The 14,532-nt window shown below is 70.8% G+C and carries 13 protein-coding genes, 1 pseudogene and 1 riboswitch; of the genes and pseudogenes, 6 read left to right on the top strand and 8 right to left on the bottom strand.

The features are described from left to right. From HY68_RS23190 to HY68_RS23180, 3 genes are all read right to left on the bottom strand, one after another. A partial coding sequence (locus HY68_RS23190) for an EamA family transporter (RefSeq protein WP_157874451.1) occupies positions 1-581 on the bottom strand: 581 nt, incomplete at its 3' end. Between the two features lie 304 nt (positions 582-885). Continuing rightward, complete coding sequence (locus HY68_RS23185; protein ID WP_041991838.1) at positions 886-1,887, bottom strand: EamA family transporter; 1,002 nt, start codon at positions 1,885-1,887, stop codon at positions 886-888. Positions 1,888-1,974: 87 nt separating this feature from the next. Continuing rightward, the gene (locus tag HY68_RS23180; protein ID WP_198533322.1) at positions 1,975-2,511 is read right to left on the bottom strand and encodes a Clp protease N-terminal domain-containing protein; all 537 of its coding nucleotides are present in this window, start codon (positions 2,509-2,511) and stop codon (positions 1,975-1,977) included. 225 nt (positions 2,512-2,736) lie between these two features. Between HY68_RS23180 and HY68_RS23175 the strand changes: the two genes are divergently transcribed. Further along, positions 2,737-2,931 carry a hypothetical protein gene (locus HY68_RS23175; RefSeq protein WP_041991834.1) on the top strand — a complete coding sequence of 65 codons (195 nt, stop codon included), beginning with the start codon at positions 2,737-2,739 and terminating at the stop codon, positions 2,929-2,931. An 82-nt stretch (positions 2,932-3,013) separates the two neighbouring features. Here the strand turns inward: HY68_RS23175 and HY68_RS23170 are convergent, their stop codons facing one another. Beyond that, entirely contained in the window at positions 3,014-3,625 is a 612-nt protein-coding gene (locus HY68_RS23170) for a PadR family transcriptional regulator (protein ID WP_041991832.1), read from the bottom strand. A gap of 160 nt (positions 3,626-3,785) precedes the next feature. Between HY68_RS23170 and HY68_RS23165 the strand changes: the two genes are divergently transcribed. Next, on the top strand, positions 3,786-4,616 hold the full coding sequence (locus tag HY68_RS23165; protein WP_041991830.1) for a PhzF family phenazine biosynthesis protein: 831 nt from the start codon (positions 3,786-3,788) through the stop codon (positions 4,614-4,616). On the opposite strand, the gene HY68_RS23160 is transcribed toward HY68_RS23165, so the two are convergent. Continuing rightward, positions 4,613-5,413, bottom strand: a complete 801-nt coding sequence (locus HY68_RS23160) for a type II CAAX endopeptidase family protein (protein ID WP_041991828.1) — start codon at positions 5,411-5,413, stop codon at positions 4,613-4,615. The two genes, HY68_RS23165 and HY68_RS23160, sit on opposite strands and share 4 nt — an antisense overlap. 163 nt (positions 5,414-5,576) lie before the next feature. Between HY68_RS23160 and HY68_RS23155 the strand changes: the two genes are divergently transcribed. Beyond that, positions 5,577-7,346: a substrate-binding and VWA domain-containing protein gene (locus HY68_RS23155; protein ID WP_078863732.1), complete on the top strand. Its 1,770-nt coding sequence runs from the start codon at positions 5,577-5,579 to the stop codon at positions 7,344-7,346. A gap of 52 nt (positions 7,347-7,398) precedes the next feature. On the opposite strand, the gene HY68_RS23150 is transcribed toward HY68_RS23155, so the two are convergent. Next, positions 7,399-8,907, bottom strand: coding sequence for a glutamate-cysteine ligase family protein (locus HY68_RS23150; RefSeq protein ID WP_041991824.1), 1,509 nt, complete (start codon positions 8,905-8,907; stop codon positions 7,399-7,401). Positions 8,908-9,431: 524 nt separating this feature from the next. Here HY68_RS23150 and HY68_RS23145 point away from each other — a divergent pair. Beyond that, entirely contained in the window at positions 9,432-10,025 is a 594-nt protein-coding gene (locus HY68_RS23145; RefSeq protein WP_041991822.1) for a hypothetical protein, read from the top strand. A gap of 267 nt (positions 10,026-10,292) precedes the next feature. Then, positions 10,293-10,499, top strand: coding sequence for a DUF5999 family protein (locus HY68_RS23140; RefSeq protein WP_041991821.1), 207 nt, complete (start codon positions 10,293-10,295; stop codon positions 10,497-10,499). A gap of 95 nt (positions 10,500-10,594) precedes the next feature. Here HY68_RS23140 and gcvP read toward each other — a convergent pair whose 3' ends face one another. Further along, positions 10,595-13,480, bottom strand: a complete 2,886-nt coding sequence (gene gcvP, locus HY68_RS23135) for an aminomethyl-transferring glycine dehydrogenase (RefSeq protein WP_041991819.1) — start codon at positions 13,478-13,480, stop codon at positions 10,595-10,597. A gap of 177 nt (positions 13,481-13,657) precedes the next feature. Continuing rightward, a riboswitch (glycine riboswitch) is annotated at positions 13,658-13,756 on the bottom strand. A 102-nt stretch (positions 13,757-13,858) separates the two neighbouring features. On the opposite strand from gcvP, the gene HY68_RS23130 reads away from it, so the two are divergent. Further along, positions 13,859-14,263: a PRC-barrel domain-containing protein gene (locus HY68_RS23130; protein ID WP_078863977.1), complete on the top strand. Its 405-nt coding sequence runs from the start codon at positions 13,859-13,861 to the stop codon at positions 14,261-14,263. On the opposite strand, the pseudogene HY68_RS45415 reads toward HY68_RS23130, so the two are convergent. Further along, a pseudogene (locus tag HY68_RS45415) lies at positions 14,164-14,532 on the bottom strand (DNA polymerase IV); the annotation flags it as partial. The gene HY68_RS23130 and the pseudogene HY68_RS45415 sit on opposite strands and share 100 nt — an antisense overlap.

Below are 14,532 nucleotides of genomic sequence, written 5' to 3'. Positions count from 1 at the left end.
GCCGCCCCGCCGCCACGGCCGAGCCAGCGGGTGAGCAGCGTCATCGCCGCGTACCCGGCCGCCGACAGCACGGCGAGCGCGATCCCCGCCGGGTGTACGTCGCCGCTGCCGCTGCCGCCCAGGACCAGCACGCCGAGTCCGCCGAGCGCCCCGGTCACGGCGAGCAGCCCGCCGCCGCCCAGCCGCTCCCCCATGGTCAGCCGGGCGCCGACCGCGATGAACACCGGCCCGGCGCCGAGGGTGACGACGGTACCGACGGCCAGCCCGGTCAGCTGGACGGCGCCGAAGTAGGCGGTCTGGAAGACGGTGAAGCAGCAGCCGCTGCCGAGGATGCGCAGCAGCCTGCGCCCGCGCGGTTCGGCAGCAGTCGCGTTGGCCCGTGCCCCGGCCCGGCGCGGGCGCAGCGCCAACGCGCCCAGCAGCAGGACGAGTCCGCCCGTGCAGCGCCAGAAGGAGAGCGCGAAAGGACCCATGTCACTGATCCGGTAGACCAGGGACCCCGCGGCGCCGGCCGTGCCCCAGGCGAGACCCGCGACGATCAGGAAGGACAGACTGCGCCCCACGCGCGTGTCGTCGGACACGGCGACAGCGGCGGGGCCGGAATCGGGAACAGAAACGGAAGAAGACTTCGACACGTGACAACTCCGTGAGAAGAACGGTTGGTTGGTCGCTCAGCTCCGTCACGCGGGCAGCGACGAACCACCCGGGGTACCCGCACATCGGCGGTGCCCGGTCCGGTCTTCGTCAGCGGATGGCCGCCCGCGCTAAGCGGCGGGAGGCGGCAATACGGTCAAAGGCATGATCCGTACCCTAGCGCCTCTCCCGGCAAGCTTTGCCCTGTCGCGGTCCCCGGCCCTCCACGGGCAAACATCGCCGATCGCGGCGCTAGGCGGTCGGCCCGGCGGCGGACAACCACTCGGTCTCGCCCGCCGGCTCATCGACCACCTCGCCGGGGCCGCCCGGCGTCGAACCCGTGGGCGGCTCGCGGGTGGTGGACTGGGCGACGAAGGCGCCGACGAGCACGACGGCCCCGCCCACGATCTGCGGCGCCGAAAGATGCTCCCGCAGCAGCACCCAGGCCAGTACGGTCGCGACGACCGCCTCCAGACAGGCGACGACACCGGCCACCTGCGGCGACAGCCTGCGCACCGAGACCACGCCGGTCATGTACGCGAGCACGGTCGCGATCAGTACGATCCAGCCGACCAGCAGCGCCCCGGCGACCCGCGTCCCGCCCATGTCGGCGCTGCCGCCGAGCAGCGACCAGTCCATGCCCCACGGCCGGGCCACGACCGTGAGCACGACAGCGCCGACGAGCAGCCCGTACGCGATCACGCCCATCGGGGGCGCCGGTTCGTCGCCGTCCCCGGCATGGTCCGACAGGACGAAGTAGCCGACCTGGCAGCACGCGGCGCCGAGGGCCAGCAGCAGACCGACCGCGTCGAAGCTCAGCCCGCTCCAGATCTCGACCACACTGGCGAGTCCGCCGACGGCGAGCACCACACCGACGGCCGCCGCCCGGCTGACCGGCCTGCGCTGCACGAAGCGCACCCAGAGCAGCACCAGGGCCGGAGCGAGGTATTCGACGAGCAGCGCGACCCCGACGGGGATACGGGAGATCGCCGCGAAGTAGAAGGCCTGCACCCCCGCGACGCCCAGCAGCCCGAAGCCGACGAGCAGCGCCGGCCTGCGGGTGACCAGGGCGCGATGGCGCCAGGCCACCGGCAGCATGACGAGGGCGGCTCCGGCGACCCTGAGCCAGACCACGTGCAGCGGGTCGAGCCCCGCCTCGATCAGCGGCTTGGCCGCAACACCGGACCCGCCGAACGCGAACGCCGACACCAGGGCGAGTCCAATACCGGCGCTCCTGCGCTGAGACACATGCATGGCGTCATCATGGCAGTCGGCGTCAGGAGCGTCACACCGGTGGCACCTGTCGCAGCGATCACGCCGCGTGCGGCGTGAACGCGCCTGTCATGCCTGCGGGCAGGCACAGGCCAGCCGCCAGGCGAGGCTCCGCGTGTCGACCCCGGCCCGTTCGAGCACCTCGACCGCGCGGCAGGCACGGTCGGCTGCGAGCGCGGCCAGCAGATCCAGCCCGCCCGCCTGCGGGTCACCGCGCCGCGCCGCGCGCTCCAGGGCGCCGTCCATCGCGGTCAGGGCGGCGGGCGACCAGCCGGCCACCGCAGGGCCCTGCTCCGTCACGACGGGTACGGCGCCCGAGTCCTCGACGGTGCCCTGCCAGCGCAGTCCGTAGCCGATGCTGCGCTGGACGAGATAGCCCAGCACGCGGGCGACCTGCGCTCCGCTGTCGAAGGCCTCGCGCACCTCGGGGTCCGACTCGACGAGCGAGTGCAGCAGATGGGCCGTGTCGATCTGCTGGTCCCCGTCGCGGTGCGCCCGTCTGCGCGCACCCGAGACCACCGAGGCCAGTTCCACGGTGAGACGGGCGTCGATGTCGGAGCTGTTCGGTGCGGGCTGTCCTGGCACCTGCGGGGTAGGGCTTTGCACACTCCCACCTCATCAGTCGCACATAATTGCCGCATCCCCGCCGGGAAGCATTCGCCGGTCCCACCGAAGGTGGGCACAGACATGCGGCTTCTCCTCCTTACGAAGGAGATCGACCCACTCCTCCCGGAGGGGAGGCGAGCCGCCTTGCCATCCGCAACCGTCACGGAGCGCGCACGCGTCGCAACGTACGACGACCGAGACCCGTTGCCGCAGGGAGGGCGCCCGATGTACTGGATGGTGGCCCTGCTCGCCGAGGACGGGCTGCAGTACGTCTACCGCGTGTACGCACCGGCGGAGGCGCTGCGGGGCGATGTGTTCTGGGCGGCTTTCCTCTGTCATGACGAGGGCCCGCACCCACGGGCGTCCGACTGGTTCGACTCGGCGGTGTTCTGGCGGCTGCGGACGGCCGACCGCACCTGACAAAGAGAAGGGCCTGTCCGGCGGATCAAGGCCGGACAGGCCCTTCGCACTCACTCATCTCAGCCATGACGACGGCCGACGATCACTCGTCGTCGCCGGCGAGGATCAGATAGAGCTTCTTCCGTGCTTCGTTGGTGACGGCGAGCGCCTTCTGGCGCTGCTCGGGCGTGCCGGTCTTCCAGACCTGCCCGAACGCCTCCATCAGGCCGAAGCCCGCCTGGCGGATCTCGTTGATCGACTCCCAGTCGACTCCACGGCCCGCCTCTTCCCAGGGGGCCTCGGGGCCGGACTCGGCCTCCGTACGCCCCGATTCGGTCAGCGTGAACAGCTTCTTGCCGCCCTCGCTCTGACTGGTGATGTGACCCTCGTCCTCCAGCAGCTGGAGCGTCGGATACACCGAGCCGGGGCTGGGGCGCCAGGCCCCGCCGCTGCGCTCGCCGATCTCCTGGATCATCTCGTAGCCGTGCATCGGCCGGTCCTTCAGCAGCGCCAGGATCGAGGCGCGTACGTCACCGCGTCGCGCCCGTCCCCTGCCACCGCCGCCACGACCGCGTCCGCCGCCTCCGAAAGGTCCGCCGAAGGGCGGGCCGAACGGGCCGAAGGCCCCGCGCCGCCCTTCGAAGCCGCCCCTGCCGTGCTGGCCGGGTCCGCAGTGACCCGCTTCGGGTCCGTGCTCATGTCCGTGTGAACGCATGACTGCGCTCCTCTCTTCTTAGACTTATCGCGAATCTGTCGCGATGGCTCAACGATATATCGGAACGCATCGCTTGGCAAACAGCTGCCGGAACTTTTCCGGGCCGCCACCCGCGTATTGGCCTTGGCCTGCGGCTTCGCGCGCCGCCTACGCTCGGCGGATGCAGATTCGAATCGTCGACGCCTTCACCGACCGGCCCTTCGCGGGCAACCCCGCAGGGGTGCTCCTGCTGGACTCCGACGGCTTCCCCGCGGACAGCTGGCTGCAGCAGGTCGCGACCGAGGTGCATCTCTCGGAGACGGCATTCGCCCACCCGCTGCCGCCCGGCGGACCCGCCGACTGGGCGCTGCGCTGGTTCACCCCCAGCACCGAGGTGGACATGTGCGGCCATGCCACGCTCGCCACCGCGCATGTCCTGCACACCACGGGCCGCACGAACGGCGCCGTACGGTTCGCCGCCCGGCCCGGAGTCCTCGGCGCCGCCGCGCACGACGACGGCACGATCACACTCGACTTCCCGACCTCACCGCTGACGGCGGTGGCCGCTCCCGACGGGCTCGCGGAGGCCCTGGGCGCCGATCCGGTCTCGGTGCACGACACCTCGGAGCACATCGGGGACCTGCTGGTCGAGGTGGCGGACGAGCGGACGGTACGCGCGCTCGCCCCGCACTCCCCCGACCTGATGCGGCAGAGCCGGCGCGGCATCATCGCCACAGCGGCGGCCGAGGATCCGGGCCGCGGCTACGACTTCGTCTCGCGCTGTTTCTTCCCCGGTGTGGGGATCGACGAGGATCCCGTGACGGGCAGCGCGCACACGGCGCTCGCCCCCTTCTGGTCGGCCCGGTTCGGCCGCGACGAACTGACCGGACTGCAGGCGTCCGCCCGCACCGGACTCGTCCGTACGGCACTGCGCGGCGAGCGGACCCTGCTCACCGGCAGCGCCGTGACGGTCATCGAAGGAGAACTGTTCAGCTCCCCGCCCGGCCGCTAACCCGTCGGCAGCCAGCCGACCTTGCCCGCCAGCAGCGCGAAGCCGACGAACGCCCCGATGTCGAGCAGCGAGTGGGCCGCGACCAGCGGTCCCACCCGCCCCCAGCGCCGGTACAGATAGACGAAGACCACGCCCATCGCCATGTTGCCGAGGAAGCCCCCGACGCCCTGGTACAGGTGGTACGAGCCGCGCAGCACCGAACTCGCCACCAGGGCCGCCATCGGCGACCAGCCGAGCTGGCCGAGCCTGCGCAGCAGATACCCGACGACGATGACCTCCTCCAGGACGGCGTTCTGCACGGCGGAGAGGATCAGCACGGGGAACTTCCACCACACGTCCGGCAGTGACTCCGGTACGACGGTCAGGTTGAAGCCCAGGTTCTGCACCACCAGGTAGAACGCGAGCCCGATGCTGCCGATCCCGGCGGCGATCAGCACCCCGCGGCCGAGGTCCGACCGCGGCCGCAGCCGGTCGAAGCCGATGGCGCGCAGGCTGCTGCCCTCCCGCAGCAGCAGATGCGCGACAAGCGCGACGGGCACCAGCGCCGTGGCGATACCGAACAACTGCCAGGCGAGATCCAGCCAGGGCCGCCCGGGTGCGGCCGACGCGTTGAGCGTGGCCTGCTGGTGTTTCAGCGCCTGGCTGTTCGTCACCGAGCCGACAAAACTGATCAGCGCCGATACACCGCTCGCACCGAGCGAGAGCGCCAGTACGAGCACCGTCTCGGACCGGAAGATCTTCCGTGAGGGGTCCTCCTCGGGAAAAGAACCGGCCACGCTCCCGGCGTCTGTCTGCACTCCTGCCTCCAGTTGTTCATTCCCGCCTCATGCCACTCGCCGTGCCACTAGGGTCTCGAATACAGGTACGAAGATCGCGCACGACAGGCCGGGGGACGGACGCCGTTCGACGGCGAGGTCCCCCTTCTCCCTTGTTCACCCTTCACGGAGGGGCACCACCGCTATGGGACGTCACAGCTTGCCCGACGAGCCTGTGAGGAACGCTGCCAGGGACCGTCCGCCGCGCCGCCGAGGTGTGGTGGTCACCACCATCCTCGTCCTGGTGGTGGCCGCGGGCGCCGGGGTGGCGGCCCAGGCGGGACTGCTCTCCCGTTCGGGGCCCTGCGCAGGTGATCCGGTACGGGTGGATCTGGTGGCCTCTCCCGACATCGCGCCCGTGCTGCGTACCATCGCCGACCGGGCCCGGCGGGACAAGGTCACCACGGACGGACACTGTCTCGACGTCCAGGTCGCCGCGCGGGAGAGCTTCAAGGTCGCGGCCTCCCTCTCCGACGGAACCACCGACCCCGACTACCAGATCTGGGTGCCCGACTCGTCGCTCTGGACGGACCGGGCCCGGGGCAAGGGCAACGGCGTCCCGCTCACCCCCGCCGGCAATGTGGCCAGCTCCCCCGTCACGGTCGGCGCCGTCCCCACGGCCGCGGCCTCGCTGGGCTGGCCCAACAAGAAGTACAGCTGGGCCGAGCTGACGGCGGCGACGACCGCCACCGACAAGGTACGTCTCGGCACCGCCGACCCGGCCCGCAGCGCCACCGGCCTCCTCGCGCTCGCCAGCATCGCCACGTCGGCCCAGGCTTCCGGCGCGGGCAGCGACACCCAGGTCGCCGCCACGGCCAAGCTCCTCGCGCAGCGCGCCTCCGACTCCGACACCCAGGTGCTGCAGACCCTCGCGCAGGACGACTCCGGTACCGAGACGGGCAATCCGCGCCGTAACGAGGCGGTGCTGCTGTCCGAGCAGGCGGCGTTCGCCCACAACTCCGACGGCGACGGCGCGTCGAATCTCGACCTCTTCTATCCGACGGACGCCACCCCGGCGCTGGACTACCCGTTCAACCTGGTCGACGACAGCGAGCTGACCACGGACCAGGGCAGGGCGGCGCTGCGCTTCATGACCCTGCTCAGTCAGAGCGCCGCGCTGCACACCCTCCAGGACCACGGCTTCCGGGCCGCCGACACCCCGCTGAAGGCGGCCATGGTGCGCACGGCCGGCGGCCGGGCCCCGCAGCCGTACGCGTCGAGCGACGCGCCCCCGCCCACGGACGACGCGGTGCAGCAGACACTCGGTCTGTGGACCATCACCGTGCAGAGCGCCCGGCTGACGGTGGTCGTGGACGCCTCCGGGTCGATGGCGGATCCGGTGCCCGGCCGCAAGGGTCAGTCCAGGATGGATGTCACCAAGGGGTCGCTGCTCCAGGCCCTCGCCCAGTTCACGCCGCAGGACGAGGTCGGGCTGTGGGAGTTCGCCACCAAGCTCGACGGTGCCAAGGACTACCGCGAGCTTGAGCCGACGGCCCGGCTCGGTGAGTCGGCGCCGGGCGGCGGCACCCACCGCGAGCGGCTGGCCGCCGCCTTCGCTTCACTCAAGCCGGTGCCGGACGGCTCGACGGGGCTGTACGACACGACGCTGGCCGCCTACCAGAAGGCCCAGTCGACCTATGTGAGCGGCAAGTTCAACGCGCTCGTCGTCCTCACGGACGGCACCAACCAGGACGACCACAGCATTTCCCGCGGCGCCCTGATCAACCGGCTCAGGACGCTCGCCGACCCCCGGCGCCCGGTGCCGATGATCGGGATCGCGGTGGGGCCCGACGCCGACCGCACCGAGGTCGACCAGATCGCCAAGGCAACCGGCGGCGCCGGCTACGAGGTGAGCGATCCGGCCGACATCCAGGCGGTGATCCTGAAGGCGGTCATGACGGTCGGCCAGTCCTGACGGCCAGTCGTGACAGCCGGTCCTGACAGTCGGGTCAGGACCGGCACTCAGCTCACGACTGGCCGGGGAAGCCGACCGGCCAGGTGTGCACCGGGTCCCCCTGGTGCATCAGCTCGCTGTAGCGGCGGGTGAGCGCGGCGAACGCCGCGTCCCGCTCCAGCCCGGCGTCCAGGGCCCGGTGGAAGGTGTCCACCTGCCATGAGGCGCCGTTCATCCGCCGCTTGCAGCGCTCGTCGATGATCCCGAGGTAGAGGTCCCGGTCGGCGGGCTCGATGTTCCACGCGTCGAGCCCGGCCGCCGCCAGCGGCAGCAGCTCGTCCCGTACCAGCTTCGCCACGGGTACCGAGGTGATGCCCGACGCGCGCCCGGGACGCGGCCAGGCCAGCTCCGCCTCGATGCCGTGGCGGCACGCGGTGTCAAAGTTCTCGGCCGCCACCGAGAAGGGCAGCTGCTCCCACACCGGCCGCTCGTCCTCCGCCAGCGCCCGCACCAGGCCGTAGTAGAAGGCCGTGTTGGCGATGACGTCGGCGACCGTGGGCCCGGCCGGCAGGACGCGGTTCTCGACCCGCAGGTGCGGCACGCCGTCGGCGACCTCGTACACCGGCCGGTTCCACCGGTAGACGGTGCCGTTGTGCAGGGCCAGCTCCTGGAGGTCGGGGATGCCGCCCTCGTCGAGCACCCGCAGCGGATCCTCCTCCGAACAGATCGGCAGCAGCGCCGGGTAATAGCGCAGATTCTCCTCGAACAGGTCGTAAGCGGAATCGATCCAGCGCTCCCCGAACCAGGTCCTCGGCCGGACGCCCTGCGCGGTCAGCTCGGGCGGCCTGACGTCGGTCGCCTGCTGGAACAGCGGCGGCCTGGACTCCCGCCACAGCTCCTTGCCGAACAGGAACGGCGAGTTGGCGCCGAGGGCGACCTGTACGGCCGCGACGCACTGCGCGGCGTTCCAGACGTCGGCGAAACGCTCCTGCGTCACTTGCAGATGCAGTTGTACGGAGGTGCAGGCGGCCTCCGGCGCAATCGACGCCGACGTGCAGACGAGCCGCTCCACGCCGTCGATGTCGAGGGTGAAATCCTCGCCCCTGGCGGCGACCATCTGTTCGTTCAACAAGGTGTAGCGGTCGACGTCCGACAGATTCGCCGAGACGACGTCCTTACCCGCCAGCGTCGGCAGAATTCCGATCATCACGATGCCGGCGTCGACCTCGTTGGCTTTGCGGTGGGCATATCCAAGGCCGGCCCGCAGTTCCTCGGCGAGCTGATCCAGAACCCGCCCGTCCAGACGATGCGGAGCGATATTTACTTCCAGGTTGAACATTCCCAGTTCGGTCTGGAAATCCTCGCTCGCGATGCGCTTCAGCACCTCCGCATTCATCATGCGGGGCATCCCGTCGGATCCGGCCAGATTCAGTTCGATCTCCAGGCCCATCAGATTCCTGGGCCGGTCGAACCGCTCCTCGGCCAGCAGCCGTCCCAGCGCCGCGAGGCACTGCTGCGACTTCCGCCGGTACTTCTGGCGGTCGGACAGGCCACCACCGTCCGCAACGACCTTCTCACCCATCGAGTGTCCTCCCCGAGTGACCGGCCGGTCGGCCCGTACTCATGTCACGGTCGATAATGCCCCCGGACGGTGATCCGTAACGTCCCGTTCACCGGGTACGCCAGGTAGAGTGGTGAGAACGGTCGTACGGCACATTCCTTTGGCATGCCCATTGGTATGTGACTGACAAGACACCGGCCCTTCTGCGGGTACCGCCCGGTCGGGCACGGAATCGCCAACGAGTTTCGGCCGACCGCACAGCCGGTATCGGCCCAGGCCAGACGGCCGCGTTCACGATTTATCTGCGAGAACTCCGCACAAGTTGGACCGAATAACGCCTTGCCGCAATATCTACGACAGCTAGAAGAAACACCGCGTGAACACGCGTCGTATAAACTGCCGAACGAGGCGGAGAGTCGGCGCCCGGCCACGTGGCCCTTGGCTCCTCCTCTGACCTCGTCTGCCGACAGCGACGTCCGCACCCGCACGCAACGCCCCCGTATGCCCACGTTTCACCCTGTCTCCTGAGTGAGAGGCAACCCACCATGCCGCTGCATGTCCCCCCGGCTCCCGCGCCCGCCCTGCGCAGCGTTCTCGCGGCCCTCGGTTCACCTACCGCCGTCCGTGAAGCACGCACGCCCGCTCTGCAGTCCGTCCAGGGACAGCTGAGCGCCGAGTTCCCCCTGCCCGTTCATGTGCTGGACCGGGTCTCCCCGGCCGGCAGCACCCCGAGGACCCGGTTGACCGGCTGGCGGTTCCTGATCCGCAGCGCCGAGCGCGCCGTGGCCGCGGCGGACACGATGCTCACCCCCGACGGCTGGGCCTTCTCGCGGTTCTTCGAAGGCCCCTACGTCCCCTCGACCGAGCGCGCGCTGCGCCAGGCCGAGACACTGAGTGCCTCGTATCAGCCACGGCTGCTCTCCGTACCCGAGCTGTACATGCTCACGCTGTGGCTGCACGAGGACACGGACGCGGACGCGTCGGAGGGCTCGCCCGCCCCCGCCGACCTGCTGGTGCCGCTGGCGCCCGCGCCGCCCGGTATCGCCTCGCACCTCCCGCACCGCGTCTCCGAGCTGCTGCCCATGATCGGTCTGCGGCTCGCGCCGAAGCCGGCCTCACTCGTCCGGACCCCCGCCTGACCTGCGTCGCGACCGCCGTCCCCGCGCCCCGTTGCCCTCCGGCCACGGGGCGCGCCGCATGCCGTGACGAACGGTCCCGGAGGATGGCCGAGTTGAGCTGAACCGCCCGGCACGGAGCGACGTCATTACTCAACACAAAGTGCTGCCGTGAAATACCTGCGGATCGGCGTCCGTGGGGCAACACTGGGACCGACAACAGATACGGGGGCGGCCGTGAGCGCATCGAGCCGCAGGACAGTCACTACGACGCAGCGAAAGAACCTACCCATGTGCCAGCATCAACCAGCCTGCCCGACAGCCGACTCAGCCGACCGGGAGGCCGCCCGACTGATGGCGAGCCACCCCGAGCAGGGCTGGAGTCTGCTGTGCAACGGCATCCTGCTCTTCGAGGACACCGGTGAACTGCTGCCGGACGGCAAGATCATCGCTCCCCACCGGCCGCTCCGCTCCGAGCAGGTGGTGACGGCAGCCTGATGCCGTCGGTATGACTGGGGCCGGCCGGAGATCTTCCTCCGTACCGGCCCCGACGCATGTCCGCGCCTCGTCACTCTCCGCTGTCGGCGACCACCTCAGTGGTCGTACGCGTCCAGCGGCGGGCAGGAGCAGACCAGGTTGCGGTCACCGAAGGCGCCGTCTATCCGGCGCACCGGCGGCCAGTACTTGTCGGCCGCCGAGACCCCGGCGGGGAAGACCGCCTCGTCGCGGCTGTACGCGTGGTCCCACTCGCCGCCCAGGGCCGCCGCCGTGTGCGGAGCACCCCGCAGCGGGTTGTCGTCGGCGGGCCAACCGCCCGATGCGACCTTCTCGATCTCGGCGCGGATCGCGATCATCGTCTCGCAGAACCGGTCCAGCTCGGCCAGGTCCTCGCTCTCGGTCGGCTCGATCATCAGTGTGCCGGCCACGGGGAAGGACATCGTCGGCGCGTGGAAGCCGTAGTCGATGAGGCGCTTGGCGATGTCGTCGACGCTGACGCCCGTCGCCTTCGTCAGGGGCCGCAGATCCACGATGCACTCGTGGGCGACCAGCCCGTTGGGGCCCGTGTACAGGACCGGGTAGTGCGGCTCCAGCCGCTTGGCGATGTAGTTGGCCGCCAGCACCGCGACCTGGGTGGCCCGCTTGAGCCCTTCGCCGCCCATCAGCCGCACGTACGCCCAGGAGATCGGCAGGATGCCCGCCGAGCCCCAGGGGGCGGCTGAGATCGGTCCCACACCTGTCTCCGGTCCGGCGGCCGGCTGGAGGGGGTGGTTGGGCAGGTACGGCGCGAGGTGGGCCCGTACGCCGACGGGGCCGACGCCGGGGCCGCCGCCGCCGTGCGGGATACAGAACGTCTTGTGCAGGTTCAGATGGGACACGTCCGAGCCGAACTTGCCGGGCTTGGCGAGCCCCACCAGCGCGTTGAGGTTGGCGCCGTCCACGTAGACCTGGCCGCCCGCGTCGTGCACGGCGGCGCAGATGTCGGTGATGTGCTCCTCGAAGACGCCGTGCGTGGACGGGTAGGTGACCATCAGTACGGCGAGCTGGTCGCCGTACTGCTCGATCTTCGCGTGCAGGTCGGCGACGTCCACGTCCCCGTCGTCGCTGGTCTTCACGACGACGACCTTCATACCGGCCATGACCGCGCTCGCCGCGTTCGTGCCGTGCGCCGAGGACGGGATCAGGCAGACGGTGCGCCCTTCCTGGCCGTTGGCGCGGTGGTACGCGCGTACGGCGAGCAGCCCGGCGAACTCGCCCTGCGAGCCGGCGTTGGGCTGGAGCGACACCGCGTCGTAGCCGGTGACCTCGGCGAGCCGCTCCTCCAGCTCGCGGATGAGCGTCAGATAGCCCTGCGCCTGGTCGGCCGGGGCGAAGGGGTGCAGCGCGCCGAACTCGGGCCAGGTGACGGACTCCATCTCCGTGGTCGCGTTCAGCTTCATGGTGCACGAGCCGAGCGGGATCATGCCGCGGTCCAGCGCGTAGTCGCGGTCGGCGAGCCTGCGCAGGTAGCGCAGCATCGCCGTCTCGGAGCGGTGCTGGTGGAAGACGGGGTGCGTCAGGTAGTCGTCGGAGCGCAGCCGCGCCTCGGGCAGGTCGTCGTCGGCCGTCGCGTCGAGCGCGTCGATGTCGGCGTCCACACCGAAGGCGGTCCACACGGCGGACAGCTGCACCCGGCCGGTGGTCTCGTCGCAGGCGATCGAGACGTGGTCGGCGTCGACGAGCCGGATGTTGACGCCGTTCTCCCGCGCCGCCGCCACCACGTCGGCCGCCCGGCCGGGGACCCGCGCGGTGACGGTGTCGAAGTACGTGCCGTGGACGATCTCCGTGCCGCCGGCCCGCAGCCCCTCGGCGAGCAGCGTGGCGAACCGGTGCGTGCGCTGCGCGATGGCGCGTAGTCCGTCCGGGCCGTGGTAGACGGCGTACATGCCGGCCATCACGGCGAGCAGCACCTGGGCGGTGCAGATGTTGCTGGTGGCCTTCTCGCGGCGGATGTGCTGCTCGCGGGTCTGGAGGGCCAGCCGGTACGCCCGGTCGCCGTCGGCATCGACGGAGACGCCGACGAGCCGGCCCGGCAGGTTGCGGGCGAACGTCTCGCGCACGGCCATGAAGCCGGCGTGCGGTCCGCCGAAGCCCATGGGGACGCCGAAGCGCTGGGTGGTGCCGACGGCGATGTCGGCGCCGAGCTCGCCGGGCGAGGTGAGGAGCGTCAGCGCGAGCAGGTCGGCGGCGACGGTGACGATGGCGCCGAGTTCGTGGGCCCGCTCGACGACGGGCGCGATGTCCCGTACGGCACCGGAGGCGCCGGGGTACTGGAGCAGGACGCCGAAGACACCGCGCTCGGCGGCCTCGGCGGGGATGCCGTCGGTCAGGTCGGCGACGACGACCTCGACGCCGGTCGGTTCGGCGCGGGTCCGGATCACGGCGATCGTCTGCGGCAGGGTGTCGGCGTCGACCAGGAAGACGCCGTTCTTGACCTTGCCGACCCGGCGGGACAGCGCCATCGCCTCGGCGGCGGCCGTGGACTCGTCGAGCAGGGAGGCGCCGGAGGTGGGCAGTCCCGTGAGGTCGGCGACGACGGTCTGGAAGTTGAGCAGCGCCTCCAGCCGGCCCTGGGAGATCTCCGGCTGGTAGGGCGTGTAGGCGGTGTACCAGGCCGGGTTCTCCATCACGTTCCGCAGGATCACCGGCGGGGTGAAGGTGCCGTAGTAGCCGAGGCCGATCATCGGCGCGAGCACCTGGTTGCGGTCGGCGAGGCTGCGCAGCTCGGCCAGGACCTCGGCCTCGGTACGGGCGTCGGGAAGCCGCAGCGCCTCCGCACTCTTGATCACGTCGGGCACGGCCGCGGCGGTCAGCTCGTCCAGCGAGCCGTAACCGACCTGGGCGAGCATCTTCGCCTGAGCGCCGGCGTCGGGACCGATGTGGCGCTGTTCGAAGGGGGTGCCTCGCTCCAGCTGTGCGAGCGGAATGCGGTTGGCGGTCATTACGGAGGCCTCCTGGTCGACACGACCTGCGAGGGGCACCAAGACGCGGGTGCCCGGGCGGCCTCCCCCTCTGTCATCTCGACCTGAGAGCTTCACCGGCCCGCCCTGCGGCGGCCCGGCTTTCACCGTCGGTGAGAGCGGCTGCCTCGCGGCATCCGCCCTGCTTTCCAGAGTGACCTCGTCCGTGCGGTACGGGGGCCTGAGAGATTCCGGGGAGGATTTGCTCCTTCGGCGCCTCCGATGATCTCAATCGGAGGACTCTCCCGCACGGGGTCGACAGCCGTCTGCCAGCCTACCAGCGAGCGCTTGAGGCCAACTTTTCGAGTGGCCGCCTTGCCGGATCTGCACTTTTGTAGTCTTTACCAGCAGTTGCGACCAATTGGAGGGACCGTGGAGAGCGATATCGATCCGCGCAGCCTGATCGGCCGCAAGGCGTTCGACCGCGACGGCCACAAGATCGGCACGGTGGACGAGGTCTACCTCGACGACGCGACAGGCGTCCCGGAGTGGGCCGCCGTGCGTACGGGGCTGTTCAGCCACGACGCCTTCGTACCCCTCAGCCCCAGCACGCTGGTGGACGAGGCGCTGCGCGTGCCGTTCGACCGGTCCCTGATCAAGGACGCGCCGGACTTCGGTGTCGGCCGGCATCTCTCCCCCGAGCAGGAACTGCAGCTCTACCACCACTACGGCCTCGCCCTCCCGGAGCCGTCCGAGCGGCCGGCTTCCCTGTCGGACGGCGATTCCCAGCGGGACTTCGGCCGTCTGGCCGGCCAGGAGGACTGATCCGGCGCCGCTGGGTCCGTGTCCGCAGGCGCGAGCGGCACCAGCGGCAGCGGGTCGGCCGGCTCCAGGTCGGGGTCGTCCACCCAGAACGTCCGTACCCGGCCGGGCAGCGAGCCGGGCACCTCGAAGCGCACCGTGACCCGGCGAAGGCCGCTGCCCTGCACCCAGCCGGGTCCGAAGACCGCGTGATGCACGTCATGCCCGGCGGCGAAGCGCCGCTCAGCCGGGGCCGGGACCTCCACGGCCGCTGCCGGCGCCTCTGCGGGCAC

Source organism: Streptomyces sp. AcH 505 (assembly GCF_000818175.1).
Taxonomy (GTDB): Bacteria; Actinomycetota; Actinomycetes; order Streptomycetales; family Streptomycetaceae; genus Streptomyces.
The sequence above is the reverse complement of the archived record's forward strand: the minus strand, read 5'-3'. Positions and strand labels throughout refer to the sequence as shown.

Bases quoted from the DNA above. Each gene is read 5' to 3' on its own strand.
- HY68_RS23185 (WP_041991838.1), bottom strand. From the start codon at position 1,887: ATGCATGTGTCTCAGCGCAGGAGCGCCGGTATTGGACTCGCCCTGGTG.
- HY68_RS23175 (WP_041991834.1), top strand. From the start codon at position 2,737: ATGTACTGGATGGTGGCCCTGCTCGCCGAGGACGGGCTGCAGTACGTC.
- HY68_RS23170 (WP_041991832.1), bottom strand. From the start codon at position 3,625: ATGCGTTCACACGGACATGAGCACGGACCCGAAGCGGGTCACTGCGGA.
- HY68_RS23165 (WP_041991830.1), top strand. From the start codon at position 3,786: ATGCAGATTCGAATCGTCGACGCCTTCACCGACCGGCCCTTCGCGGGC.
- HY68_RS23155 (WP_078863732.1), top strand. From the start codon at position 5,577: ATGGGACGTCACAGCTTGCCCGACGAGCCTGTGAGGAACGCTGCCAGG.
- HY68_RS23150 (WP_041991824.1), bottom strand. From the start codon at position 8,907: ATGGGTGAGAAGGTCGTTGCGGACGGTGGTGGCCTGTCCGACCGCCAG.
- HY68_RS23145 (WP_041991822.1), top strand. From the start codon at position 9,432: ATGCCGCTGCATGTCCCCCCGGCTCCCGCGCCCGCCCTGCGCAGCGTT.
- HY68_RS23140 (WP_041991821.1), top strand. From the start codon at position 10,293: ATGTGCCAGCATCAACCAGCCTGCCCGACAGCCGACTCAGCCGACCGG.
- gcvP (WP_041991819.1), bottom strand. From the start codon at position 13,480: ATGACCGCCAACCGCATTCCGCTCGCACAGCTGGAGCGAGGCACCCCC.